This is a genomic window from Nocardia sp. NPDC047654, from assembly GCF_043205035.1.
Taxonomy (GTDB): Bacteria; Actinomycetota; Actinomycetes; order Mycobacteriales; family Mycobacteriaceae; genus Nocardia.
The window spans coordinates 870627-894090 of record NZ_JBIDDF010000002.1 but is presented as its reverse complement, the minus strand read 5'-3'; the positions used below and the strand labels follow the sequence as shown (position 1 = coordinate 894090).

Annotated in this window: 24 protein-coding genes and 1 pseudogene; 14 read left to right on the top strand and 11 right to left on the bottom strand. The window is 68.8% G+C overall.

The features are described from left to right. The first annotated feature begins 153 nt into the window (after positions 1 to 153). Genes urtB through ACGF7Y_RS12530 form a run of 5 tightly spaced genes read left to right on the top strand, consistent with a single transcriptional unit; the run spans position 154 to position 4426 of the window. Positions 154 to 1038, top strand: coding sequence for an urea ABC transporter permease subunit UrtB (urtB, locus tag ACGF7Y_RS12550; RefSeq protein WP_040870580.1), 885 nt, complete (start codon positions 154 to 156; stop codon positions 1036 to 1038). Continuing rightward, positions 1035 to 2180, top strand: coding sequence for an urea ABC transporter permease subunit UrtC (gene urtC / locus ACGF7Y_RS12545; protein WP_393232684.1), 1146 nt, complete (start codon positions 1035 to 1037; stop codon positions 2178 to 2180). Before urtB ends, urtC begins: the two co-directional genes overlap by 4 nt. After that, complete coding sequence (gene urtD, locus ACGF7Y_RS12540; RefSeq protein WP_393232681.1) at positions 2177 to 3031, top strand: urea ABC transporter ATP-binding protein UrtD; 855 nt, start codon at positions 2177 to 2179, stop codon at positions 3029 to 3031. Before urtC ends, urtD begins: the two co-directional genes overlap by 4 nt. Beyond that, positions 3024 to 3716: an urea ABC transporter ATP-binding subunit UrtE gene (gene urtE / locus ACGF7Y_RS12535; RefSeq protein ID WP_393232679.1), complete on the top strand. Its 693-nt coding sequence runs from the start codon at positions 3024 to 3026 to the stop codon at positions 3714 to 3716. The genes urtD and urtE overlap by 8 nt, the downstream gene beginning before the upstream one ends. A gap of 8 nt (positions 3717 to 3724) precedes the next feature. After that, on the top strand, positions 3725 to 4426 hold the full coding sequence (locus tag ACGF7Y_RS12530; protein WP_393232677.1) for a GntR family transcriptional regulator: 702 nt from the start codon (positions 3725 to 3727) through the stop codon (positions 4424 to 4426). A gap of 4 nt (positions 4427 to 4430) precedes the next feature. Here ACGF7Y_RS12530 and ACGF7Y_RS12525 read toward each other — a convergent pair whose 3' ends face one another. Beyond that, the gene (locus ACGF7Y_RS12525; RefSeq protein ID WP_393232674.1) at positions 4431 to 5303 is read right to left on the bottom strand and encodes an NERD domain-containing protein; all 873 of its coding nucleotides are present in this window, start codon (positions 5301 to 5303) and stop codon (positions 4431 to 4433) included. Between the two features lie 227 nt (positions 5304 to 5530). On the opposite strand from ACGF7Y_RS12525, the gene ACGF7Y_RS12520 reads away from it, so the two are divergent. Further along, complete coding sequence (locus ACGF7Y_RS12520; RefSeq protein ID WP_393233159.1) at positions 5531 to 6064, top strand: carboxymuconolactone decarboxylase family protein; 534 nt, start codon at positions 5531 to 5533, stop codon at positions 6062 to 6064. Here ACGF7Y_RS12520 and ACGF7Y_RS12515 read toward each other — a convergent pair. Continuing rightward, positions 6061 to 6843 (bottom strand): TetR/AcrR family transcriptional regulator C-terminal domain-containing protein, encoded by a 783-nt coding sequence (locus tag ACGF7Y_RS12515; RefSeq protein ID WP_393232672.1) that lies wholly within the window; start codon positions 6841 to 6843, stop codon positions 6061 to 6063. The two genes, ACGF7Y_RS12520 and ACGF7Y_RS12515, sit on opposite strands and share 4 nt — an antisense overlap. A gap of 127 nt (positions 6844 to 6970) precedes the next feature. Between ACGF7Y_RS12515 and ACGF7Y_RS12510 the strand changes: the two genes are divergently transcribed. Then, positions 6971 to 7348, top strand: coding sequence for a VOC family protein (locus tag ACGF7Y_RS12510; protein WP_393232669.1), 378 nt, complete (start codon positions 6971 to 6973; stop codon positions 7346 to 7348). A 95-nt stretch (positions 7349 to 7443) separates the two neighbouring features. On the opposite strand, the gene ACGF7Y_RS12505 is transcribed toward ACGF7Y_RS12510, so the two are convergent. Further along, positions 7444 to 8292 (bottom strand): SDR family oxidoreductase, encoded by an 849-nt coding sequence (locus ACGF7Y_RS12505; protein WP_393232666.1) that lies wholly within the window; start codon positions 8290 to 8292, stop codon positions 7444 to 7446. A gap of 96 nt (positions 8293 to 8388) precedes the next feature. Here ACGF7Y_RS12505 and ACGF7Y_RS12500 point away from each other — a divergent pair, with 96 nt between their 5' ends. Both ACGF7Y_RS12500 and ACGF7Y_RS12495 read left to right on the top strand, forming a co-directional pair. Further along, positions 8389 to 8787: a helix-turn-helix domain-containing protein gene (locus ACGF7Y_RS12500; RefSeq protein ID WP_040870863.1), complete on the top strand. Its 399-nt coding sequence runs from the start codon at positions 8389 to 8391 to the stop codon at positions 8785 to 8787. A gap of 38 nt (positions 8788 to 8825) precedes the next feature. After that, positions 8826 to 9254, top strand: coding sequence for a PPOX class F420-dependent oxidoreductase (locus tag ACGF7Y_RS12495; RefSeq protein WP_393232663.1), 429 nt, complete (start codon positions 8826 to 8828; stop codon positions 9252 to 9254). Between the two features lie 95 nt (positions 9255 to 9349). On the opposite strand, the gene ACGF7Y_RS12490 is transcribed toward ACGF7Y_RS12495, so the two are convergent. Then, entirely contained in the window at positions 9350 to 10057 is a 708-nt protein-coding gene (locus tag ACGF7Y_RS12490) for a polysaccharide deacetylase family protein (RefSeq protein WP_393232660.1), read from the bottom strand. Between the two features lie 127 nt (positions 10058 to 10184). Continuing rightward, complete coding sequence (gene lpdA / locus ACGF7Y_RS12485) at positions 10185 to 11588, bottom strand: dihydrolipoyl dehydrogenase (protein WP_393232658.1); 1404 nt, start codon at positions 11586 to 11588, stop codon at positions 10185 to 10187. 131 nt (positions 11589 to 11719) lie between these two features. On the opposite strand from lpdA, the gene ACGF7Y_RS12480 reads away from it, so the two are divergent. Beyond that, complete coding sequence (locus tag ACGF7Y_RS12480) at positions 11720 to 12787, top strand: AraC family transcriptional regulator ligand-binding domain-containing protein (RefSeq protein WP_393232655.1); 1068 nt, start codon at positions 11720 to 11722, stop codon at positions 12785 to 12787. Between the two features lie 311 nt (positions 12788 to 13098). Next, positions 13099 to 14121, top strand: a complete 1023-nt coding sequence (locus ACGF7Y_RS12475) for an NADP-dependent oxidoreductase (RefSeq protein WP_393232652.1) — start codon at positions 13099 to 13101, stop codon at positions 14119 to 14121. Between the two features lie 50 nt (positions 14122 to 14171). Here the strand turns inward: ACGF7Y_RS12475 and ACGF7Y_RS12470 are convergent, their stop codons facing one another. Then, positions 14172 to 15164 (bottom strand): dipeptidase, encoded by a 993-nt coding sequence (locus ACGF7Y_RS12470; protein ID WP_393232649.1) that lies wholly within the window; start codon positions 15162 to 15164, stop codon positions 14172 to 14174. 222 nt (positions 15165 to 15386) lie between these two features. On the opposite strand from ACGF7Y_RS12470, the gene ACGF7Y_RS12465 reads away from it, so the two are divergent. Both ACGF7Y_RS12465 and ACGF7Y_RS12460 read left to right on the top strand, forming a co-directional pair. Beyond that, entirely contained in the window at positions 15387 to 15929 is a 543-nt protein-coding gene (locus ACGF7Y_RS12465) for a hypothetical protein (protein ID WP_393232646.1), read from the top strand. Between the two features lie 18 nt (positions 15930 to 15947). Further along, a pseudogene (locus tag ACGF7Y_RS12460) lies at positions 15948 to 18017 on the top strand (prolyl oligopeptidase family protein); the annotation flags it as partial. A 170-nt stretch (positions 18018 to 18187) separates the two neighbouring features. On the opposite strand, the gene ACGF7Y_RS12455 reads toward ACGF7Y_RS12460, so the two are convergent. The 4 genes from ACGF7Y_RS12455 to ACGF7Y_RS12440 all read right to left on the bottom strand — a co-directional run bounded on the left by ACGF7Y_RS12455 (position 18188) and on the right by ACGF7Y_RS12440 (position 21559). Then, positions 18188 to 19045, bottom strand: a complete 858-nt coding sequence (locus ACGF7Y_RS12455) for an alpha/beta fold hydrolase (protein WP_393232644.1) — start codon at positions 19043 to 19045, stop codon at positions 18188 to 18190. Between the two features lie 48 nt (positions 19046 to 19093). Continuing rightward, positions 19094 to 19726, bottom strand: a complete 633-nt coding sequence (locus ACGF7Y_RS12450) for a TetR/AcrR family transcriptional regulator (RefSeq protein ID WP_245659782.1) — start codon at positions 19724 to 19726, stop codon at positions 19094 to 19096. Between the two features lie 307 nt (positions 19727 to 20033). Further along, entirely contained in the window at positions 20034 to 20858 is an 825-nt protein-coding gene (locus ACGF7Y_RS12445; protein ID WP_393232641.1) for an HAD-IIA family hydrolase, read from the bottom strand. Positions 20859 to 21238: 380 nt separating this feature from the next. Continuing rightward, positions 21239 to 21559, bottom strand: coding sequence for a helix-turn-helix transcriptional regulator (locus ACGF7Y_RS12440; RefSeq protein ID WP_201298008.1), 321 nt, complete (start codon positions 21557 to 21559; stop codon positions 21239 to 21241). A 73-nt stretch (positions 21560 to 21632) separates the two neighbouring features. Between ACGF7Y_RS12440 and ACGF7Y_RS12435 the strand changes: the two genes are divergently transcribed. Then, positions 21633 to 22778 carry an MFS transporter gene (locus ACGF7Y_RS12435; protein ID WP_393232637.1) on the top strand — a complete coding sequence of 382 codons (1146 nt, stop codon included), beginning with the start codon at positions 21633 to 21635 and terminating at the stop codon, positions 22776 to 22778. Between the two features lie 195 nt (positions 22779 to 22973). On the opposite strand, the gene ACGF7Y_RS12430 is transcribed toward ACGF7Y_RS12435, so the two are convergent. Further along, the gene (locus tag ACGF7Y_RS12430; RefSeq protein WP_393232634.1) at positions 22974 to 23426 is read right to left on the bottom strand and encodes a MarR family winged helix-turn-helix transcriptional regulator; all 453 of its coding nucleotides are present in this window, start codon (positions 23424 to 23426) and stop codon (positions 22974 to 22976) included. Positions 23427 to 23464 lie beyond the last annotated feature (38 nt).

Genomic DNA, 23464 nt, shown 5'->3' with positions numbered 1-23464 from the left:
AGACCGAGCATGTTCCGTTCGCGGCCCGGCTCGCGTCCGAGTGGCCGTCGCGTAGGCGACGAAGGAGCAAGCGGCGGTCGCCCGGACGCGAGCCATCAAGGGGCCGCGAACACGCCGCGATGAAGTCGCGGCACATCAAACACAGGAGCTCGCATGGACGTTGTGATCGGACAGCTCTTCACCGGGCTGAGTCTGGGATCGATTCTCTTGCTCGCCGCGCTCGGCCTCTCGCTGACCTTCGGGCAGATGGGCGTGATCAACATGGCGCACGGCGAGTTCATCATGGCCGGTTGCTACACGACCTACGTCGTGCAGAAGGTCATCTCCTCGGCGGGCGTCTCGCTCGTCGTCTCGCTGCTGATCGGTTTCCTGGTCGGCGGCCTGCTCGGCGCCGCGCTGGAGATGGGCCTCATCCGCTGGATGTACGACCGGCCGCTGGACACGTTGCTGGTCACCTTCGGCGTCGGGCTGGTGCTGCAACAGCTGGCCCGCGATATCTTCGGCGCACCCGCGAAGAATGTCATCGCGCCGGAGTGGCTCAGTGGCGGCGTCACGATCCTGGGCGCGGTGGTGCCGAAGACGCGCATCTTCATCCTCGTCCTGGCGGTCGTCGCGGTGACCGCGCTGGCCGCGGTGCTCAAGGCCACTCCGCTCGGCCGCCGCATCCGCGCGGTGGTGCAGAACCGCGGCCTGGCCGAAACCTCGGGTGTGTCCAGCCGTTTCACCGATATCAGCACGTTCTTCATCGGCTCGGGTCTGGCGGGCGTGGCCGGTGTCGCGCTCACCTTGATCGGCTCGACCAGCCCGACCATCGGCCAGAGCTACCTGATCGACGCGTTCCTCGTGGTGGTCATCGGCGGGCTCGGCCAGATCAAGGGCACGGTGATCGCGGCGTTCGCGCTCGGCCTGCTCAATTCCTACATCGAATACTCGACCACCGCGTCCATCGCGAAAGTCGTCGTCTTCGTCGTCATCGTGATCTTCCTGCAGGTCCGCCCGCAGGGCCTGTTCACCGTCCGGACAAGGAGTTTGGCATGACCACACTCGTACAACGGTGGCGCGCGCATACCTCGCTCACCGCGTTGGCCGGGTTCGCCGTCGCCGCTGTCCTGTTGTTCGCGGTCGCGCCCGCGGTGCTCAGCGATTTCCGGCTCAACCTGCTGGCGAAGTTCCTGTGCTTCGCGATCGTCGCGGTGGGCATCGGATTGGCGTGGGGCCGAGGGGGAATGCTCACCCTCGGGCAAGGCGTGTTCTTCGGCATCGGCGCTTACATCATGGCCATGCATCTGCAGATGGCCGACGCCGCCCGGCTCGGGAACGACGTGCCGGAATTCATGGAGATCGCGGGCATTCGCGAATTGCCGTCGTTCTGGACGCCGTTCGCGTCGGGTCCGGTGGCGCTGCTGGGCATCCTGGTGCTGCCCGCGCTGGTCGCGGCGGCGCTCGGTTACGGCGTGTTCAAGCGCCGCGTGAAGGGCGCGTATTTCGCCATCCTCAGTCAGGCGCTCGCCGCCGCGCTGGCCATCCTGCTGACCGGACAGCAGGCCATCGGCGGATTCACCGGTCTGTCTGATTTCCGCGCGTTCTTCGGGTTCAAGCTGTCCGACCCGGTCAACCGGCAGATGCTGTTCTTCATCGCGGCGGGCACGCTGCTGGTGGTGGTCGCGCTGGTGCGACAGCTGATGCACAGCAGATACGGCGAATTGCTCGTCGCGGTGCGCGACCAGGAGGAGCGGGTGCGTTTCCTGGGATACGACCCGGCGAACGTGAAGATCGTCGCCTACGTGGTCGCGGCGTTCTTCGCAGGCATCGCCGGTGCGCTGTTCACTCCGATCGTCGGCATCATCTCCCCCGCCGACATCGGCGTCGTTCCGTCCATCGCGTTTCTCATCGGCGTCGCGATCGGCGGCCGGACCACCCTGCTCGGGCCGGTGCTCGGCGCGATCGGCGTGGCCTGGGCGCAGACGGCGCTTTCCGAGGAGTTCCCGTCGGGCTGGACGTATCTGCAAGGCGTGCTGTTCATCGTGGTGGTCGGTTTCGTGCCCGCGGGCCTCGCCGGATTGTGGCCCTTGCTGAAAGGTCTGCTGGGCAACCGGTTGCGGCGGCCCGCGGACCCGCCTGCGGCCGCGGTGGTCGAGGCGCTGCCGGAACCCGCGACGGAGAAGGTGGAATCGCGATGACCGAGACGACGCACGAACCGAAGCTCGGCGGCAACGCGGGAATGTCCAGCGAGTACCTGGAGATCCGTGGCCTGTCGGTGAGTTTCGACGGATTCAAGGCCGTCACCGATGTCGATCTGACGGTGTTGCAGGGCGATCTGCGCTTCCTCATCGGTCCCAACGGCGCGGGCAAGACGACGCTCATCGACGCGATCACCGGTCTGGTCCCGGCGACCGGGTCGGCGCAGAAGACCGGCGTCGAACTGCTCGGCAAGAAGGTGCACCGGATCGCCCGGCTCGGCGTCGGAAGGACGTTCCAGACCGCGAGCGTGTTCGAGCAGCTCAGCGTGCTGCAAAATCTCGACATCGCCGCGGGTGCGGGCCGTTCGGCGCTCACCATGCTGCGCCGCCGCAAATCGGCGCTCCCCGTGATCGAGGAGGCGCTGGAGACCACCGGTCTGACCGGCCTGCGCGACAAGCCCGCCGGGGTACTCGCGCACGGGCAGAAGCAATGGCTCGAGATCGGCATGCTCCTGGTGCAGAACGCGTCGGTGCTGCTGCTGGACGAGCCGGTGGCCGGTATGAGCGCCGAGGAACGGGAGGAGACCGGAAACCTGTTGCGCCGCATCGGCGGCGACCGGGTGGTCGTGGTGGTCGAGCACGACATGGATTTCATGCGCGCCTTCGCCACCTCGGTCACCGTTCTCGCGAGCGGCAAGGTGCTCAGCGAGGGGACCGTCGAACAGGTGCAGGCGGACCCGAAGGTCCAGGAGGTCTACCTCGGCACCGCCGCGGCCGTCGGCACCGAACTGGAGGACGCCTCGACCGCGCCGAGCCCGGAGTCACCCCGGAAAGGGGACAGCGATGCTTGAACTCACCGATATCCACGCCGGCTACGGCCGCACCGAAGTCATCCACGGCGTCTCGGTGACCGTCCCGGACGACAGCGTGGTCGCCGTCATGGGGCACAACGGCGCGGGGAAGACCACGCTGCTGCGCACGGCCGTCGGCCTGATCGGCACGAAGTCGGGCCGGATCGAGTTCGACGGGGAGGCCATCACCAAACTGTCGCCCTCGCGGCGGGTGCGTCGCGGGATCGCGTACGTGCCGCAGGGACAGCAGAGTTTCCCGCAACTGACCACCGCGGAGAATTTGCAGGTGGTCGCGGACGGCCGTAAACGCGGCAAGGCGCTGATCGACGAATCGCTCGATCTGTTCCCCGCGCTGCGCGAACTGCTCGCGCGGAAGGCGGGCCTGCTGTCCGGCGGCCAGCGCCAGCAACTGGCCATCGCGCGGGCGCTGATCACCGAGCCGAAGCTGCTCATCCTGGACGAGCCGACCGAGGGCATCCAGCCTTCGGTGGTCGCCGAGATCGAGCGCACCATCATCGATCTCACCCGCCGGGGCGGACTGAGCGTGCTGCTGGTCGAACAGCACATCGGCTTCGCGTTGCAGGCGGCGCAGCGCTACTACGTGCTGCGGTCCGGCCGGGTGACCTCCACGGGCGCGGGGGGCGCGGGCGCCGAGAGCGAAGTCCGCTCGGCGATGGCGATCTGAGCGCCGCCATGACCCGCGACAGGGGTCGGATTCCATTGCGCGAGCAGGTGTACGACTCGTTGCGGCGGGATCTGGCCACCGGAGCGATCGTGCCGACCGAACGGCTCGGCGAGGAACGCCTCGCCGAGGCCTACGGGGTGTCGCGCACCCCGGTGCGCGAGGCGCTGGCCCGGTTGCAGGCCGACGGCCTGGTCGAGCGGCTCGCCGACGGCCTCTACCCGTACCGGCCCCGGCTCGACGAACTCGATCACCTCTACGAGTTGCGGCTGGTCCTGGAAGCCAGGGGCATGCAACGCGTGCGGGCGCCCGGTGAGGCGCCCGCGCACGATCTGGATCTGGTGCGCGCGGAACTCGACGCCTGGCGCGCGCTGCGCGACGACCCGCCCGAACCGGGACCGGCGCTGGTGGCCGCCGACGAACGGTTCCACACCACCTTGCTCGCCGCCGCGGGCAACGCCGCACTCGCCGAGGCGCTCACCGCCGTGCACATCCGGGTGCGCCCGGTGCGCACGCTGGACGTGCCGACGCCGGAGCGGATCGCCACCATGACCGCCGAGCACATCGCGGTCGCCGAACTCCTGGTGTCGGGTGCGGTGGACGCGGCGGCGGAGACCCTCACCGCCCATATCGACACCTCCCGAACACACGTGCTGGCTCGCGCCCAGCACGCACTGCGGCTGACCAAACTGGGCCGCGCCGTGCGGGATTGAGGGATCAGCAGTTCTGCTGGAAGGGGAAGCATTCGGTGGGCCGGTGCGACGGCGGCGACGGGGTGGTAGTCGTCGTACCGGTCGCCGGAATCGGCTGCGCCGAGTCGTGCGCCAGCGCGGTGGCGATCACGCCGAGCACGAACAGGACCCCGACCACGGCGATCACGACGACCGACCAGCCCGCGTAGGCCTGGCTCTTCGTCGCGGCGCCGGGCTTCGGCTCGACCCGCGGCTTCGGTGCGCGCGGAATGGTCGTGACCGGCTCCGGCGCGTTCTCCTCGAAGCCCGCCTCGAGGAGTTCCGCGCGGGTCGGGGCGATTTCCGCCAGCCCGAGCGCACCGCACGCGCCGATCACCCGGTCCGCGGTCCAGTCGCGCGGTCCCGCGGAGAATCCCTCCAGGTAGATGCGCAACTCGGTCGCGTCGGTGACATTTCCGACCACCACGTCCAACCCCGGGCGCAGGTTCGTGCGCGCCGGACGCACCACGGCACCGCGGAACGGGACGAGCACCACGGCGCCGCTGATGTGCCCCGGGTCCTGCAACGCCCGCTGGAGCATGTGCTTGACCGCGTAGATGCCGTGTTCCACGCGTTCGGCGGGGCTCCCGGATTCCGGGTCGTCCAATTCCACCGGCGCGTCGCTGATCTTCCACGGCCCTTCGGCCGGTGTGCTCAGAATGCCGCTCTGCCTGCGCTGGAATCCGTGCACCTCCAGCACGGTCAGGCCCCGCGGGGTGCACACCACCGCGTCGACGCGCCGGTTGTCCGCCTCGAGATCGATCACGGCGAAACCGGTGGTCGGATACGACCGCAGGCACGCGACGAATTCCCGCTCGGCGCCGGAAAGCTCCGCTCCGGGCCTGATCCTCACCAGCATCTGTTCCCCTGCCGACCTGTTGTCCACACCTGACGCCGCGCCAACTCATCGCGGCCGCGGTGACCCGCACCGGTACTGATGATGACGGGGTACCCGGCCGAAAACCACTCCGAAAGCGAAAGAATGGCGGGCGCCGCGCGGGATACTGCCGAGTAGGCTCTTTCTCGGCAGGCACCGACGCCGGCCGCACAGACCACGCGGAGGTGGCAACCACGATGGTTTCAGCGCTGCAACCACGCATCTCGCCCGGACGGCTGCGGGAACTCGGCCCGCTCAACTGGGTTGTCTGGCAGGTGCTTTCCCGCGCCGCGGGCACCGGCGACGCCCACTTGTTCAGCACCCTGGGCCGCACCCGCGGACTGTTCCGCGGCTGGCTGCACTACTCGGGCAAACTCATGCCGGGCGGGCGGCTACCGCGCCACGAGTCGGAACTGGTGATCATCCGGGTCGCGCATCTGCGCGGCTGCGACTACGAAATGGATCATCACATCCGGCTCGGTCGCCGTGCGGGGGTGACCACCGAAATCCTCGAGCGGCTGCGCGAGGGTCCCGAAGCGGCAGGTTGGTCGAACAAGCACCGCGCGCTGCTGGCCGCGGTGGACCAGTTGGTCGAGACTCGCGACCTCGATGACGACACCTGGGCCGAGCTGGCGAAGCACTACGACGAGCGCAGCCTCATCGAGATCGTGCTGCTGATCAACCAATACGACGGACTGGCCGCGACGATCACCGCCCTGCGCATCCAGCGCGACGACGTCTAGTCCCTCGCGGACGGCCCCTCGATGCGGCGCGCCAGGCCGTCGAGCACCAGCGTCAGCCCGAACTCGTAGGCATGGTCAGCGCTGTAGGCGGCGTCGTGCGCCTGGCCCGCGGCCGTGCCGACACGGGCGGCGAGCGGGTAGCGCTCCGCGTCGAACACCTGCGCCAGCACGGGCGCGGCCCGTTCCCACCACTGCCCGTCGGACAGCGCGCTGTCCGCCGCCGCCCGCGCGCTGTCGATGGCGATACGAGCGACGGAAGTGACGAACCCGAGCACGAACGTGAGCGCGGCGTCCATCGCGACGTCGTCGAGTCCGAGGTCCGCGAAGGCCCCTAGCTCGTGTTCGTACTTGGCGGCGAGGCCAGGTCCGAGTGGCGGTCGGGTGGTCGGCAGATACGCCACCCACGGATGGCGGGCCAGCATGACGCGGTTCTCGGCCGCGATCCGGACGACCCGCTCGCGCCAGGGCAGACCGGTGAGGTCCGCGCGCTCCATCCGCGCGTACACCGTATCCAGCATCAAGTCGATCAGCTCGGCTTTGCCCGGCACGTAGGTGTAGGTGGCCATGGGGGTCAGGCCGAGCCGGTTGGCGACCGCGCGCATCGTGAGCGCCCCGATCCCCTCCACGTCGGCGATCTCGATCGCGGCGGCGACGACGGCCTCGACGCTGCTGCGCTGCTTCGGGCCCCGGCCGGTGCTCGATTCCGGCGGGATCCGCCAGAGCAGTTCCAGCGTGCGCACCGGGTCACCCGCGCTGCTGCGTTCCTTCGGCTGTCCCACCGCCGCCTCCTCGCTCACCTCGAACCACCGATGGTATCGGTGTGACTCAGCTCATAATGCGCGTCGCCAATAAAACCTCTACAAAGTACAGTGTACCTAGTACAGATTTAACCACCGAGGAGGGCCCTTGAACATCACCGCTTCCGCCATCTCACTCAACGTCCCCGACCCGGTCGCCTCGGCGAAGTTCCTCATCGACCACCTCGGCTTCGAGGAGAAGATGTCGGCCGATGGGTTCGTCTCACTGGACCGGAGCGACGCCGGCCTGAACGTCGTCTACCTGCACACCGGCCTGGCGAGCTTCAAGCCGAAGAGCAAGGTGGGCAGCGCGGGCGAGGGATTGCTCGTCGCCTTCGTCGTCGACGACATCGACGCCGAATACGCCCGGTTGCAGGACGAGGGGGTGCCGATCGTGACGCCCATCGAAACCGAGGAGTGGGGTGAGCGGTACTTCCAGATGAGCGATCCGAACGGGATCATCATCCAATTGGTGCAGTGGGTGTAGGACTCGGGCTCCGCTCGAACCGGTCGCCCGGGTGACTCGCGATGCCACCCGGGCGACCGCGACTAGGCAGTGGCCCGACGCGGAGCCGATCGGTATCAGTTCAGCGCTGCCCGAAAGACTTCGACCGCCGGGGTCGCCGGTCGGCCGAGCAGTTTCTCCAGGTCCCCGGAGCGCACGTCGAGGATGCCACGGGCGATGCCGGCGTCGGCGTCGGCGAGCGCCTCGGCGTAGGCCTGCGGCAACCCGGCCTGGATCAGCGCGGCGGCGTAGTCCGCCTCCGGCAGGTTCTCGTAGCGCACCGGCTTACCAGCGGCTTCCGAAATCGCCTGCGCCAGTTCGGCATAGGTGAGGCTTTCACCACCGCCGAGTTCGTATACCCGGCCCGCGTGGCCATCGGTGGTGAGCACCCGGGCGGCCGCTTCGGCGTAGTCGGCGCGCGCCGCGCCCGCAACGCGCCCCTCGCCCGCGGCGCCGTGCAGTACGCCCGACTCCACCGCGTGCGCGAGACCGCCCACGTAGTTCTCCCAATACCAGCCGTTGCGCAGCAGGACGTGCGGCACGGCCGATTCGGCGAGCACCGCCTCGGTGCCCTTGTGTTCTTGCGCGAGGATCAGCGGGTTGTCGGTAGCGCCCGGAATGCTCGTGTAGGCGAGCAGTTCCACGCCGGCGTGTTCGGCCGCGCGAATGACATTGGTGTGCTGCGCCACTCGCGCGCCGAACTCGTTGCCCGAGATGAGCAGCACCCGGTCGACGCCGTCGAGTGCGCGCGACAGCGCGGCCGGGTCGTCGTAGGCGGCCCCGCGGACGTCCACGCCGCGTTCGGCCAGGTCGGCCACCTTCCCCGGATCACGCACGATCGCGACGGGCGTCGATCCCGCGCGCGACAACTCCTCCACCACGAGTCGGCCCAGCTGCCCGCTCGCTCCGGTTACGGCGATGGTCATGACTACCTCCGGTGTGTACTGATTTACATGCACTAATTATTCGTAAGTACTATGCATACCGTACCCACTGCGGTCAAGTTGGGTACGATGACGGTCATGACGACCCAGCACACCGGCTCGGCGGAGGCCGACGACCCGACGCTGGAAGCCGACGTCTTCGCGCGCAACTGCACCTCACGGCCGGTCCTGCAAACCGTGGCCAGTCGCTGGGGCACCCTGGCGCTGGTCGCGCTGCGTGAAGGCCCGTACCGGTTCAGCGCCCTGCGGCGAAGGGTCGACGGCGTGAGCGAACGCATGCTGTCGCAGACTCTGCAAGCGCTGGAACGCGACGGCATGGTGCACCGCGAGGTGCAGGAGACGATTCCGCCGCGCGTCGAATACACCCTCACCGAATTGGGCGCGGAGGTGGCCGCTCACCTGGAATCGCTGATCCAGGTGCTGGAGACCAACATGCCCCGCGTACGCGAGGCACAGGCGGCCTACCACCGCGATTGACCGGGGAAGAGACTCCCCGCGCCGCGGGTTACACGGACATGGAACTCGCCGACGCCGTCGATTTCGCACGCGAACATCGCAGGTCCGTGCTCACCACGATCCGCCGCAACGGGCGCCCGCAACTGTCCAACGTGCTGCACGTCGTCGGCGCCGACGGCCGGATCCGCATCTCCATCACCGCCGACCGCGCGAAGTATCACAACCTCGTGCGCGATCCATGGGCGGCACTGCACGTGACCCGCGAGGATTTCTTCGCCTACGCCGTGCTCGAAGGCACGGTGGAACTCACTCCGGTCGCCGCCGCGCCCGGTGACCCCACCGTCGACGCGCTCGTCGACTACTACCGCACCGCCAACGGCGAGCACCCCGACTGGGACGAGTACCGCGCCGCGATGGTCACCGACCGCCGCGCCTTGGTCCTGTTCACCCCCACCCACACCTACGGCATGCTCCCGGCCGCCGGTTAGCAGACCGGCCGAGGTCCGCAGCGACTACGACCGAGTGGCGGCCGCTGCGACGCGGCTCCGATCCACCGGTCGACCGGCTCGGCGCACCGGTCGGATCAGCGGGACATCAGGTCGGACACGGTGACGAATTGATAGCCCGCGGCGCGTAATTCGGTGACGATGCGGGGGATGGCGGCGAGCGACGCCTCAGCGTTCCCGTACATGACGTGCAGCAGCACGATCGAGCCGGGACGGACCTTGCCGAGCGTCTCGGCGACGATGTCGTCGGCGGTGACGTCCGCCCGGCCCGAATCGGGCTCGACGTCCCACGTGACGGTGACCCGGTCGTGCTCGGCGAGATAATGCGGCAGCATCCACAATTTCTTGCCGTAGGGCGGCCGGAAGGTGATCGGGCCGGCGTAACCGGTCTTCATGATTTCGGCGTCCGTCCCCTCCACCTCGTCCCGCACCGTGCCGGGTGTGACGAACACCATCCGCCGATGCGAATAGGTGTGGTTGCCGATCTCGTGGCCCGCGGCTGCGATCGCCTTGCCGTGCTCCGGACGCGCGGCGAGATCACGCCCGTTCAGGTAGAACGTGGCCGGAACTCGCGCGTCAGCAAGGACTTTCAGAACCTCGGGAGCGCGATCGGACGGCCCGTCGTCCAACGTCAGCGCGACGACCCGCGCGTCGGTGTCCACCCTGCTGACCACGTGACCAGCCAACTGGAAGGTGCGCGCGTTCATCAGGTAGAAGGTGCCCGTCCCCAGCAGCACCACCACGACGAGCACCGGCACACTTCCGATCAACCACCTGCGAAGCATGCACGCTGTATAGCAGACCGCCCGCGCCCGCGCCGATCTCCAGCGGCCCTACCGAGGCGGAAACCATTGGCCGACAAATGAAAAGGGCGTGCGATCTACGACCGCACGCCCTCGCTCCGTGACCGGATCAGAAGTTGATCATGTGCCCGGCCAGGCCGTGGAAGGCTTCCTGGAGGGCCTCGCTGAGCGTCGGGTGGGTGTGCACGTTGCGGGTCAGCTCGTTGACCGTGAGGTCCCACTTCTGCGCGAGGGTGAGCTCGGGCAGCAGCTCGGAGACGTCCGGGCCGATGAGGTGCCCGCCGATCAGCTCGCCGTACTTGGCGTCGGCGATGAGCTTGACGAAACCGGTCGGGTCGCCGAGGCCGTGCGCCTTGCCGTTGGCGGTGAACGGGAAGGTCGCGACCTTCACGTCGTAGCCCTCGTCCCTGGCCTGCTGCTCGGTCAGGCCGAAGCTGGCGACCTGCGGCTGGCAGAAGGTGGCGCGCGGCATCATCCGGTAGTCGCCGAGGGTGACGGTCTCCGCACCCGCGATGGTCTCGGCCGCGACCACGCCTTGGGCCTCCGCGACGTGCGCGAGTTGCAGCTTGCCGGTGACGTCGCCGATCGCGTAGATGTGCGGCACGTTGGTGCGCATGTAGTCGTCGATCCCGATCGCGCCGCGGTCGGTGACCACCACGCCGGTGGTCTCCAAGCCGTAGCCGTCGACGCGCGGCGCGAAGCCGACGGCCTGCAGCACCTTGTCGACGGTGACGGTCTCGACCGAGCCGGACTTGTTGTCCTTGATCGCGACGGTGACCTTGGCGCCGTCGTCCTCGATGGACTGCACGGCCGCACCGGTGGTGATGGTGACGCCGAGCTTCTTGTACTGCTTGGTGATCTCCTTGGAGACGTCCGCGTCCTCGTTCGGCAGCGCGCGGTCGAGGAACTCGACGATGCGCACGTCGACGCCGTAGTTCTTCAGGACGTAGCCGAACTCCATGCCGATCGCGCCCGCACCGACGATGAGGATCGAGCCGGGCAGGTCACGGGTGAGGATCTGCTCCTCGTAGGTGACCACGTTCGCGCTGAGCTGGGTGCCGGGCAGCAGCTTGGTGACGGTGCCCGCCGCGATGATCGCGTTGTCGAACGTGATCGCCTCGGTGCCGCCCTTGGAGAGCTCGACCGAGAGCGAGTTCGGGCCGGTGAAGGTGCCCTTGCCGTCGAACTCGTCGATCTTGTTCTTCTTCATCAGGAAGTGGACGCCCTTGACTCGGCCGTCGGCGACCTTGCGGCTGCGGTCGAAGGCGACCCCGAAGTCGAAGTTCACCTCGCCGGAGATACCGAAGGTCTTCGCCTCCTTGGTGAAGATGTGGGCGAGTTCGGCGTTTCGCAGGAGCGCCTTGGACGGGATGCAGCCGACGTTCAGGCACACACCGCCCCAGTATTTCTGCTCGACGATCGCTGTTCGCAGGCCGAGTTGAGCGGCGCGGATCGCGGCGACGTATCCGCCGGGACCAGCACCGAGAACGACGACATCGTAGTGGGAAGTCACGAACCGAGCCTAACTCCGCAGCGGTATGTTCACCCACCCATCCCCCACCCTGGTGAGGCGTGGACCACACCCGAACGGCGGGCTCCCTCGAGCGGGAAGAAAGGGGTGCACCTGTGCGGTTAGCATGCCCCGTGAACAGCGGTGTCGATCCGGTCTCGGAGACGTCTTCCGGTGGCAGCGCGACACCGCCGAACCCGCTGGACGGGACGGCCTCCACCCACCTGACCCGGTTGGTCCGCGACGCCGCCCGAGCCGCCGGAGTCTCCGCCGACCGGCTGGCCGCCGTCCCCGGTACCGACGACGCAGCGCTGGCGAGCGAACTGAACCGGATACCCCTGCACTCTCTGGCGCGGTTGTGGGACTTGCTGGCCCGGACGAGAACCGGGCCGGGCGCCGGTTTGGCCGTCGCCGCCGCCGCACCGCTCGGCACCCTCACCACCTGGGACTACCTGCTCGCCAATGGTTCGACGCTGGCGGATTCGCTGCGCACGGCACAGCCGTATCACCGCCTGGTCACCGCGGCCGAGGAGGGCTTCGACCTGACGCACGACCGCGCCCTGACCGTCGGCTTCCGCACCACCGCGCCGGACCCGGAGGCGGTCGCGGTGATCAACGAATACGTGCTCGCCTACTACCTGCGCAGGGCCCGCGAAGCCACCGGTCGCCCCGTCATCCCCGAACGGGTCGCCTTCAGTCGCCCCGCGCCGCCCGACCACCGCGTCCTCGCCGACGCCTTCGGCACCGACCGCATCGACTTCGGCGCCCCGGTCGACGAGATCACCTTCACCGAGGCCGACGCCACCGCGCCGCTGGTCCGCGCCGATCCCCTGCTGGCGGACCTGCTGCGCAGCCACGCCGATCTGGTACTGGCCACCGCCCGACCGATCCCGGGACCACTGGAATCGTTCCGGCTCGCGCTCGCCTCGGCGCTCGCCGACGGCGAAGCCTCGCTCGGGGCCGTGGCCCGCCGACTGGCGGTGAGCACCCGCACTTTGCAACGCCACCTTGCCGAGCAGAGCACCACGTGGCGCGAGGAATACGACCGCGCCCGCTACGAGCACGCGCGTACCTTGCTCGCCGAAGGACGATTGACCACCGCCGCGATCGCGGGGCGGCTCGGGTTCACCGACGACCGCGCATTGCGCAAGGCCTATCGACGGTGGAGCGGCTCGCCGCCCTCTCAGGCCAGAGGGCGATAGCGCCCGCATCGAAACCGGCAACCGCGACCAGTGCGGTGGAGCAGGCGGTCCGCCCCGGCATCGCGGGGACCATCCGGGGTTCTGTATGTCGGCCGAGAGACGTACCAGCCCGTAGTCACGGACACCGGTCGCGGCACTGGGTCCCGCGACAGACCTGCCACGTCGCGCAGCGGTTCGGCGCGCAAGGACCGGTTGGTGGCGGCGCAGGACCTGGGAACGGAAGCGGAGCGCTCATAGCGTCATCGGTACCGGATCGCACCCGTGCGAGTCCCGAAGAAAGTCGCTCCACGGAGCTTCGGAAAGGCATCGTCATGACCGAGACCACCTCGACCCTCCCGATCACCTCGCGTGAGTTCCAACTCGCCGCACGGCCGGTCGGCGCACCGACCGCCGCGAACTTCGCGCTGGTCGAGCGGCCGGTCCCCGAGCTCTCCGACGGACAGGTCCTGGTGCGTAACACCTGGATGTCGGTGGACCCGTACATGCGCGGACGGATGGACGATCGTCCGTCCTACATTCCACCGTTCCGAGTGGGCGAGGCTCTGGAGGGTTCGGCGCTCGGCGAGGTGATCGCGTCGGCCGCGCCGGATCTTCCGGTGGGAACCACCGTCACCCACTTCGCCGGCTGGCGCGACTACGCGGTGATCGACGCCGCCACCGCCACACCCGTCGACACCTCGCTCGCCGCACCGCAGCACTACCTCGGCGTGCTCGGCACCACCGGCTTGACCGCGTACGCGGCGCTGACGAACGTGGCGCGGGTCGAGCCGGGCGATACGGTGTTCATCTCCGCGGCGGCGGGCGCGGTCGGCAGCGTCGCTGGGCAGATCGCCGAAAAGCTCGGCGCGGCGCGGGTCATCGGGTCGGCGGGCGGCGCGGCCAAGACGGAACTGCTGCTCGACGAGTTCGGCTTCGACGCCGCCGTCGACTACCGGAAAGGCGACCTCGCGGGGCAGTTGGCGGCGGCCGCGCCCGAGGGCATCGACGTGTACCTCGACAGCGTCGGCGGCGAACACCTGCGCGTCGCGGTGGAGGCCATGCGCCCGGGCGGCCGCATCGCGCTGGTCGGTGCGATCAGCGGCTACAACGGCGCCACCGCCGAGCCGGGCCCGGATCTCTACCTCGCCGCGACGAAGGAACTCTCCCTGCGCGGCATGCTGGTCACCAGCCACTTCCCGCTCTTCGGCGAATACATCGCCAAGGCCGCCGACTGGCTCGCGAACGGCACCCTGCGCACCAAGGAAACCGTCTACACCGGCCTGGACCAGGCCCCCACCGCCTTCCTCGGCGTCCTCTCCGGCGCCAACACCGGCAAAATGCTCGTCCGCCTGTGAAGTTTTCGTAAGTGGCACATGGCTGTGGCGAACGCGAGTAGACCTCTCGGCTATGTGCCACTCGTGGGCTGGGTTCGCCAGACCTGGCGGGCGACGCGGCGGAAGTTCTCGCCGAAGACCGCTGCCCGGTCCGCTGTGGTGAAACCACGACCGGCAAGCACCTCGTCGAGGCCGGGTACGTCGGCGGCCCCGGTCAGATCCTCGGGCGGCACCCATTGCAGCGCGCCCCATGTGGTGTACGCCTCGGAGAAGGCGTCCGGATTGTTCGCCAGTTCGGCGTTGAAGTCCTCGGCGTCGAAGGAGTAGTCCGAGCCGATTCCGATGTGCTCGATGCCGACCAGTTCGGCGCCGTATTCGATGTGCCGCGCCATCGCCGCGATCCGCTCGGCGCGTTCGTCGGCGGCGTTGCGGCCCAGGAAGATTCCGACGCCGTTGATTCCGATCACGCCGCCGGTCGCGGCGCAGGCCAGCGCCTGCTCGTCGGTGATGTTGCGCGGATGGTCCCACAGGGCCGCGAAGTTCGAGTGGCTGTAGATCATCGGGACGACGCTCAACTCGGCCACTTCCAGCCCGGTGCGCCGGGAACAATGCGAGCCGTCGGCGAACATGCCGACTTCGTTGAGCGCATGGACGAGATCGCGGCCGTACCCGGTGAGTCCGGTGTCCTCGGTGTCCAGGCATCCGCAGCCCGCGGCGTTGGCGTGGTTGTAGGTGGGCAGCAACGACCGCACGCCGAGGTCGTAGAACCGCCCGACGTTGTCCAGGTCGCCGCCCAGCGGGCCGGAGTCCTCCAGATCGAACGCGAGCGCGATGGCGCCGGGCGCCCCGATGTCATCGATGCCGCGGACCAGGCGAAACCGGCCGTCCGCCGACGCCTCGCGGCGGAATCGGTCCAGCAACGCCAGAGAGTCCGCGGTCGATTGCCGGGAGTAGCCCACGTTCACCGACAAGTACGATCCGGCCGGGTAGCGCGCGAGGTCGCCGATGCGCGCGGCGGGCGAGAGCGGCAGGCAGCAGTGCTGCTCCCAGAGAAACGGTGGCAACCTCGAACCTCCTGTTCGGATCGGCCTCGCCAGCAGCGATCCTACTTGTCCACGCCGAGCGGGCATCGGCCCCCAGCGAACGGCGAGCCGCCGCTACTCGGCTGCGGTGGACGAGTTGTCCCGTTCGCCAACACTTTTCGCCGCAATCGCCGGTAACAGCGCGCTCACCTCGACCGATGCACGTAGTACATCAATCCCCCGTGCCCCGAAGGCGGTGCGACCATGCGTCGCTTGCTTCCCCTTTTCTTCTCCTTCCTGACCGTCGCCGGTCTCTGGATCGCGCCCGCTCCGGCCTCCGCCGCCCCGGCGTGCGCGTCCGGTTGGGGCTCGATGCCCAAGACGAGCCAGGCCCGCACGCTCACGCCGCTGACCGGGGTCCGCGCCGGGCGGCACGACTGCTTCGACCGCTTGGTGTTCGACGTCGCCGGGCCCGTGACGGGTTACCACGTCGGCTACGTCGAGCGGGTGACCATGGACGGCTCCGGCGCACCCGTCCCGCTGCGCGGCGAGGCGTACCTGAGCATCACCGTCAACGCCCCCGCCTACGACGACTCGTTCATCCCCACCTACAACCCTGCGAACCGGGCCGAGCTCACCGAGGTGCGGGACTACCGGACTTTCCGTCAGGTGGCCTGGGCGGGCTCTTTCGAAGGCCAGACCACGGTCGGTCTCGGCACCCGCGCCCGGCTGCCGTTCCAGACCTACACCCTCGACGGACCGGGCAGCGGATCGCGCATCGTGGTCGACGTAGCGCACTCCTGGTAACCCCGCGCCGGGCGGCTCGTCCACAATGTGGGGATGAGCGGTGTGGAGAATGTGACCGACCCCTACCTCTGGCTGGAAGAAGTGACCGGCGAGCGGCCCCTGGACTGGGCACGCGCGCACAACGCCGTCGTGCACTCCCGGTTCGCCGACTCCGATCGCTTTCGCGAGCTGGAGCGGCGCATCCTCGACATGCTCGACACCGATACGAAGATCGCCTACCCGTCTCGCCGCGGCCCCTGGCTCTACAACTTCTGGCGAGACGCCGAGCACCCGCGCGGCCTCTGGCGGCGCACCACGTTCGCCGAGTACGCCGAGGACTCGCCGGACTGGGACGTGCTGATCGATCTCGACGCACTGGCCGCCGCCGAGGACGAGAACTGGGTGTGGGGCGGAGCCGCGGTGCTGCGCCCGGAACAGTCCCGCGCGCTGATCAGCCTGTCGCGCGGCGGCGCGGACGCGAAGGTGGTCCGCGAATTCGACCTCGAGCGGCGGGTGTTCCTCGACCCGGCCGACGGCGGCTTCTTCCTGCCCGAGGCGAAGTCGGAGATCCGCTGGATCGATATCGACTCGGTGTACGTCGGCACCGACTTCGGCCCCGGCTCGCTGACCGATTCGGGGTATCCGCGGGTCGCGAAACGCTGGCGGCGCGGCACCGCCCTGGACGAGGCGACCACCGTTTTCGAGGGAGAGACCGAGGATGTCGCGGTCTCGGCGGGCTACGACCGCACGCCGGGTTACGAACGGCACTACGTCGGCCGCGCCACCGACTTCTTCAACGAAGAGGTCTATCTGCTCGAGGACGACGGCACCCTGCGGCACCTGGACATCCCCACCGACGCCAGTGAGTCCTGGTACAAGGACTGGCTGCTGGTGCGGCTGAAGTCACCGTGGGAGATCGGCGGCGCGAGCTATCCCGCGGGCGCGCTGCTGGCCACCGATTTCGAGAAGTTCCTCGGCGGCGAACGGGATTTCGAGGTCCTCTTCACCCCGGACGCGCACACCTCGCTGCACGGCTACGGCTGGACCGAGAATCACCTGCTGCTGGTCACGCTCGAGGACGTGCAGACCAAGCTGCACGTGCTCACCCCGGCGCCGGACGGCTGGCGTCGCCGGCCGCTGACCGACACTCCGCCGATGGCCACCACCAGCGTGCTGAATCTCGACCCACTGGAGGGCGGCGACGAGTTCATGCTCAGCACCAGCGGGTTCACCACTCCGGCCACGCTGCTGGCCAGTGCGGTCGGCGGGCGCACCGAGCGGCTCAAGCAGGAGCCCGGATTCTTCGACGCCGCCGGCGTGGAGACCGAGCAGTTCTTCGCCACATCCGATGACGGCACGCCGGTGCCGTACTTCGTGATCCGTCATCGCGACCGCAAGGACCAGCCTGGGCCGACGGTCATGTCCGGCTACGGCGGTTTCGAAGTGTCGCGCACTCCGGGTTACAGCGGCGCATCGGGGATGGGCTGGCTGGAGCGCGGCGGCACCTGGGTGATGACGAACATCCGCGGTGGCGGCGAGTACGGGCCGCAATGGCACACCTCGGTGCAGAAAGCCAACCGGCACAAGGTGTACGAGGACTTCTCCTCGATCGCGAAAGACCTCGTCGGGCGCGGTATCACCACCGCGGATCAGCTCGGCGCGGTCGGTGGCAGCAACGGCGGACTGCTCATGGGCGTGATGCTGACCCGCTACCCCGAATTGTTCGGCGCGATCGTCTGCCAGGTGCCGCTGCTGGACATGAAGCGCTACCACCTGCTGCTGGCCGGCGCCTCGTGGATGGCCGAGTACGGCGACCCCGACAAGCCGGAGGAATGGGAGTACATCGGCAAGTACTCGCCTTACCAGAACGTGCGCGCCGACCGCGCCTACCCGCCGATCCTGCTCACCACCTCGACCAGGGACGACCGGGTGCATCCCGGCCACGCCCGCAAGATGGCCGCGCTGCTGGAGGAGCAGGGCCACGAGTTCTGGTACCACGAGAACATCGAGGGTGGCCACGGCGGCGCCGCCGACAACAAGCAGTCGGCATTCCAGGCGGCGCTGATCTACGAGTTCTTCACCCAGATGCTGATCGAGCGACGCGCTTGACTAATGGCCGGGCCGCAGCGAAGGCGGAGGTACGCCCAACAGACGCGGCGGACGCAGTCCGTCCTCAGCCCGCGCATGGCCGCAGCGAACGCGGAGGTACGCCCAACAGACACGGCGGACGCAGTCCGTCCTCAGCCCGCGCACGGCCGCAGCGAACGCGGAGGTACGCCTCAGCGGTCGCGCAGCCACTTCTCGATCTGGTCGACGGTGCCTGCGCACTGCCGGATCCAGCCGTTGTGGCCCAGCGGTTCCGGCTGTCGCCAGCGCGTCACCTCGGCGTTGGGCAGTTTCTCCAGCAGATGCTCGGCGGAGCTGGGCGGGGTGAGGTCGTCGCCGGTCATCGTGATGGACAGCACCGGAAGCCGCAGCCGCGCGATGCGCTCCTCGTAGTCGATGTCCGCGCCGACCGGGACGAACCGGCCGGTGCGCGCGAGCCGGGCCCAGTCGGAGATCAGCACTTTGGACTGGCGACCGAAGCCCATCGAGACCCGGTCGCCGGGCCAGAAGCCCGCCAAGTTGGCCGTCAGCGAGATCGCCGCGGTGCCCACCAGCATGCCCGGGCCCGAAAGTCCGCGATAGCCCCGGTAATACGGCGTTCCGGACGCGACCAGGACGAGTCCGCCGAGCCTGCCGCGGATGCGCGCGGCGTACATGACGCCGAGCTGGCCGCCCATGCTGTGGCCGAGCAGGTACGGCGTGCTGTCCGGGAAGTGTTCGCGGACCACCTCGAAGATCGCCGGGAAGTCCACCGAGACCAGCTCGTGGTAGCCGAAAGTGCTGGTGGAACTCGGCTTCGGCCTGCTGTCGCCGTTGCCGCGCAGCTCACCGATGGCCACGTCGAACCCGCGCGCCGCCAGGCTCGAGGCGAACAGTTCGTAGTAACCCCCCGGAACACCGAGTCCGGGCACGATCACCAGCACCGGACGCGGCGCGTCCGGTGTGACCGGGTGCCGGTGCACGCCCCCGGCGGGGATCAACCGCACCGGAACCGTGGTGCCGTCCGGCATCTGGATCGGAACTGTCTGCATCCCCGCACGCTACCGCGCTCGTCGCTGCCGGTCCCGCAGGCCGGGACGCTATGCGCGGACCGCGCCGATGATCACTCTGCTCAGCACCCGGATCACGTCGTCGAGCGGCGGACGCGGCTCCGCACCGCTCCACGAGTCCACCACGTAGTTGACGGCGCCGATGATGGCGAGCATCCGCATCTCGTAGTCGCCCGCGGGTATCTCGCCGTGCAGCGCCGCGTCTTCGGCCGCGCCGGCCAGCAGCGAACCCCACTCCCGGCGCACCGCGAGACGGAACTTCTCCACCTTCGGGCCCGCGCCGACCACTTCGACCAAGGCGACGCGCGCCTTGCGCGGATCGGATCCGATGGATTCGACATACGCGCGAACCGCGGCATCGATGACGTCCAGCGACTTGGCGCCGGACTTCGCGTCCAACGCCTTCTTCACGGCATCGCGCGACTCCCGGTCGATCTGCTCGTACAGCTCTAGGAGCAGGGACTCGCGACCGGTGAACTCCTCGTAGAACTGTCGCGAGGACAGGCCGGCGTCCTTACAGATGGCGCCGACCGAACTGTTGGCGTAGCCGTCCCGCGCGAAGACCGTCAGGCCTGACTCCAGAAAACGCGCACGCCGCTGACGCTGCCGGTCCTCCACGGGTTGCCCGGCATACATTCGACCCGTATTCGCATCCTGTGACATTGGGGCAGACAATACAGAAGGGCCCGAACTCATCGTCATCGATCGGGCCCTTCGTTACAACCTGCGGCCTACATCGCGTTAGCCGAAAGTTGGCTGAGCAGTTGCTACCTCATTGATCGGTCGCCGAGCCGAAGCCCGGCGACCATAGTAGTTTGCGCACAAGCACGCTCATCAGCGAATCGAGCATCCGGCAACTCCGATCTGTCCGTGAGACATTCCTTGTCACTGGCCATTTGCCGGAACAGACGATACCTAGCGGCGTCGCGTTTGCGGGCAATTTTAGAGGGAAACTGTAGAATTTTTTGTTTCATTCCGATTCGTCGGTTACGGCAAGTTCGCCCGACTCCGCCGACCCGGCCAGTAATTCCGGCAGCGCGGCCACGGAATCGATGACGTGATCGGGCGCGCGGCCGGCCGACGCCAGTACGCCGGGACGGAATTTACCGGTACGTACCAGAACTCCGGTCAACCCGGCGTCCTGCGCCGCGAGTACATCCGAATACAGATCGTCACCGATCATCATGACCTCCGAAGGGTCCAGCCGCATCAGCGCGGCGGCGGTCCGGAAACCGGCCGCGGCGGGCTTGCCGACCACCTCGATGCGCGCATTGCCCGCCGCCTCCAGGCCGGGCAGGTAGGCGCCCGCGTCGACGCGGAGCCCTTCCGCTGTCGCCCAGGTCAATCCGCTGTGCATGGCGACGACGGGCACACCGTCCAGCATCAGTTCCACCACCCGGCTCAGCGCGGCGTGATCGAATTCCGGTCCCGCTCCGCCGATCACGACCACGTCCGGATGATCGTCGTCGAGCGTCAGACCGGTGAGATCCGCCGTGATGTCGCCGTGGTTGAGCACCCAGACGGCGGCATCGGGGTAGCGTCCGCGCACGAACTCGGCGGTGAGCCTTGCGGCGGTGACGATCTCGGCCTGCTCGACCTCGATACCGGTGTCGTACAGGCGCTGCGCGATCTCGGCGCAAGTGCGCGAGGTGGTGTTGGTCAGGAAAGCGCGGCGCAGCCCACTCTCACCGATCCGGCGCACCGCGGCGGCGGCGCCCTCGATCTCCTGCCAGGAGGTCACCAGGACGCCGTCGATGTCGTAGAGCACGCCTCGGATCCGACCGCGGTCAGGCATGGGTTCAGCGTACGACCGGCGCGCCCGCCGGGCACACGGACTCAGAGTGATCCCATGCCGAATGCGCCGCGCTACGAACTCGAGGCGGGCCGTCGCCGCTGATCCTGGACGCCGCCTGCGCACACGATTGCCCGAACCCGCCGCTCGCGCTGCCGGGCCGTCGCACGGTCACTCGATCTCGACCGGAGGCTGTTCGCTGGGGGCGCGGGCGCGATGGCCGGGGCGATGTCCTCGAACTCCGCGCAGGCAGGCGTTCGCCGGCAGCGCGACGATCGCGATGACAGACGGCTCGCCGTGGAGGTGGTCGACGCTCGGAATGCCAACGGCGGCACGGTTCTCGCGGCCTTCGTGCTGGGTGGAGCACGCGCCCGGCGGCCGGTTCAGCGCTGGGCGCCGGTGATGACCGCGTCCAGCAGGCCGGGGAAGCGCTGCTCCAGATCGTCGCGCCGTAATTCGACCAGCCGGTTGCGGCCGGAGACGAAGGTCGTCGTAATGCCCGCGTCCCGCAGCACCTTCCAGTGGTGCGAGGCGGTCGCCGCCGTGATCTCCACGTCGAACTCCCGGACATTGCAGCTCAGCGGTTCGCGCTCGCCGGCGAGCGCGCGCACCAGTTCGAGCCGGACCGGGTCGGCGAGGGCGCTGAGCACCCGGACCAGGTCGATGTCGGCGGTACTCGGCTGCGGCAGCGGGCGCATCTCCATTCTCCGATCATTTGACAACAATCGAATCATATCCCACTCTCATCCTATGATGCTTCGACAATCATCGAACAATTTGTATCGTTCGCTCCTACCGCTCGCCGTGGGCACTTTCGTGCTCGGCACCGACGGCTTCGTGCTCAGCGGACTGCTCCCGCTGATCGCCGCCGACCTGCACGTCTCCGTGTCCACCGCGGGCCAGCTGACCACGATGTTCGCCTGGACCTACGCCATCGCCTCACCCCTGATCGCCGCCGCGACCGGCTCCTGGGACCGCCGCGGGCTCCTCGGCGGCGGCGCCGCGCTTTTCGTGCTCGGCATGATCGGGCAGGCCGCCGCGGAGAGCTTCGGCGTCATGGCGGCGGCGCGTGTGGTGGCGGCCATCGGAGCGGCGGCTTTCCAGGCCAACGCGTTCGCCGTCGCCGGCGTCGTCGCCGATGACGCCCATAGAGGACGGGCGCTGTCGATCGTGACCGCGGGCATCACGCTGTCCAGCGTCGCGGGCGTGCCGATCGGCATCTTCGCCGAGCGCTGGATCGGCTGGCGCGGCGTGCTGTGGGGAATCGCGGTCAGCGGAGCCGTCGCGGCGGCGCTGGTCCTCCTGCTGCCCCGGGTGACGCTGCCGAGCACCGGCCTGCGCGACCGGATCCGCGTGCTGACCCGCCCGGCGGTGCTGCGCGTGCTGATCGTGACGACCACGCAGATCACCGCCGTCTACACCACCGTCGTCTACCTGCCGGTGGTGGTCGCGACCTCGGTGCCGCAGAGCATGCTCGCCTGGTTGCTGCTGGCCATGGGCATCGGCCAGGTGATCGGCAACGCGCAGGCCGGGCGCGCGGTCGACCGGTACGGCCCGCAGCGCACGCTGACGGTGGGGCTGCTCGGCGCACTGGCGGGTCTGGCCCTGCTCGGCATGGCCGTCCATGCCGCGTGGGCGGTGTTCGTCGTGCTCGCCGTCACCGGGGTGTTCGGTGCGGCGATCCTGGTACCGCAGCAGCATCGCCTGTTCGGCATCGCCCACGACGCGCCCACCGTCGCCCTCGGCCTGAACGGATCGGCCATCTACCTCGGCGCGGGCATCGGGTCCATCGTCGGTGCGACCGTGCTGGATTCCGCCGGTAGCCAGTGGCTGCCGTGGACATCCGCGCTCATCGCGTGCCTGGCGCTCGCACTCGCGCTCCGGAAGGCTCGGCCCGTCGTCCGAACTCCGGTTCCCGCCTAGCCCTGTCCAGCAGCGACGCGACCACGACTCGCGCCGCCGGTGAGTCGATCCCATCCACTCCCACGGTTGCACCACAGCGGCCGGTCGCCCCATCGCCACACCGAGCGGAGGGCGCCGAGCATCGTCGTTCGGTGACTCCATGGCCGTGCGCGGCCGATCCGGTCGCGGGTGCGTCCGATTTCCGCCCGCGGATGGTTAAGCGGCCGGATCGGGCCGGATCGAGTCGAGCCGATCAGCGCATCGAATCAGCAAGTCCCGCAAGGTAGCTCGTTCGTCGTCGGTGAACTCCTCGGCCAACGCGCGTTCGACGCGGACCGCGCGAGCGTCCGCGTCGCGCATCACCGCCGCGCCCTTCTCGGTCAGCGTGGTCTCCAGGACGTTCTTGTGCCACGGGTGCGGCGTGCGCTCGATCAGCCCGCGGTCTTGAAGGTTGCTCAGCACGGTGTTCATCGAGGGCGGGGTGACGCCGCAGAGCCGGGCCAGGGCGGCGGCCGAGATGCCGGGATTCTCCGCGAGGAACAACAGTGCGGCGTACTGCGGCACGGTGACGCCCGCCGGCTTCAACGCGGCGTTCTTCGCCGTGTTGAGGGACTGCTCGGCACGCTTGAGATACGAACCGATCCGTTCGGCGGCGGGCAAGGACGTCATAAGCGCATGGTATCCGCACAACTTGCCATTCCAGCCTT

Coding starts and splice junctions, on each gene's coding strand:
- ACGF7Y_RS12475 (WP_393232652.1), top strand. CDS start 13,099: ATGACCGAGACCACCTCGACCCTCCCGATCACCTCGCGTGAGTTCCAA.
- ACGF7Y_RS12495 (WP_393232663.1), top strand. CDS start 8,826: ATGGAACTCGCCGACGCCGTCGATTTCGCACGCGAACATCGCAGGTCC.
- urtB (WP_040870580.1), top strand. CDS start 154: ATGGACGTTGTGATCGGACAGCTCTTCACCGGGCTGAGTCTGGGATCG.
- ACGF7Y_RS12430 (WP_393232634.1), bottom strand. CDS start 23,426: ATGACGTCCTTGCCCGCCGCCGAACGGATCGGTTCGTATCTCAAGCGT.
- urtD (WP_393232681.1), top strand. CDS start 2,177: ATGACCGAGACGACGCACGAACCGAAGCTCGGCGGCAACGCGGGAATG.
- ACGF7Y_RS12465 (WP_393232646.1), top strand. CDS start 15,387: ATGCGTCGCTTGCTTCCCCTTTTCTTCTCCTTCCTGACCGTCGCCGGT.
- ACGF7Y_RS12530 (WP_393232677.1), top strand. CDS start 3,725: ATGACCCGCGACAGGGGTCGGATTCCATTGCGCGAGCAGGTGTACGAC.
- ACGF7Y_RS12450 (WP_245659782.1), bottom strand. CDS start 19,726: ATGTCACAGGATGCGAATACGGGTCGAATGTATGCCGGGCAACCCGTG.
- ACGF7Y_RS12440 (WP_201298008.1), bottom strand. CDS start 21,559: ATGGAGATGCGCCCGCTGCCGCAGCCGAGTACCGCCGACATCGACCTG.
- urtC (WP_393232684.1), top strand. CDS start 1,035: ATGACCACACTCGTACAACGGTGGCGCGCGCATACCTCGCTCACCGCG.
- ACGF7Y_RS12490 (WP_393232660.1), bottom strand. CDS start 10,057: ATGCTTCGCAGGTGGTTGATCGGAAGTGTGCCGGTGCTCGTCGTGGTG.
- ACGF7Y_RS12505 (WP_393232666.1), bottom strand. CDS start 8,292: ATGACCATCGCCGTAACCGGAGCGAGCGGGCAGCTGGGCCGACTCGTG.
- ACGF7Y_RS12500 (WP_040870863.1), top strand. CDS start 8,389: ATGACGACCCAGCACACCGGCTCGGCGGAGGCCGACGACCCGACGCTG.
- ACGF7Y_RS12525 (WP_393232674.1), bottom strand. CDS start 5,303: ATGCTGGTGAGGATCAGGCCCGGAGCGGAGCTTTCCGGCGCCGAGCGG.
- urtE (WP_393232679.1), top strand. CDS start 3,024: ATGCTTGAACTCACCGATATCCACGCCGGCTACGGCCGCACCGAAGTC.
- ACGF7Y_RS12455 (WP_393232644.1), bottom strand. CDS start 19,045: ATGCAGACAGTTCCGATCCAGATGCCGGACGGCACCACGGTTCCGGTG.
- ACGF7Y_RS12445 (WP_393232641.1), bottom strand. CDS start 20,858: ATGCCTGACCGCGGTCGGATCCGAGGCGTGCTCTACGACATCGACGGC.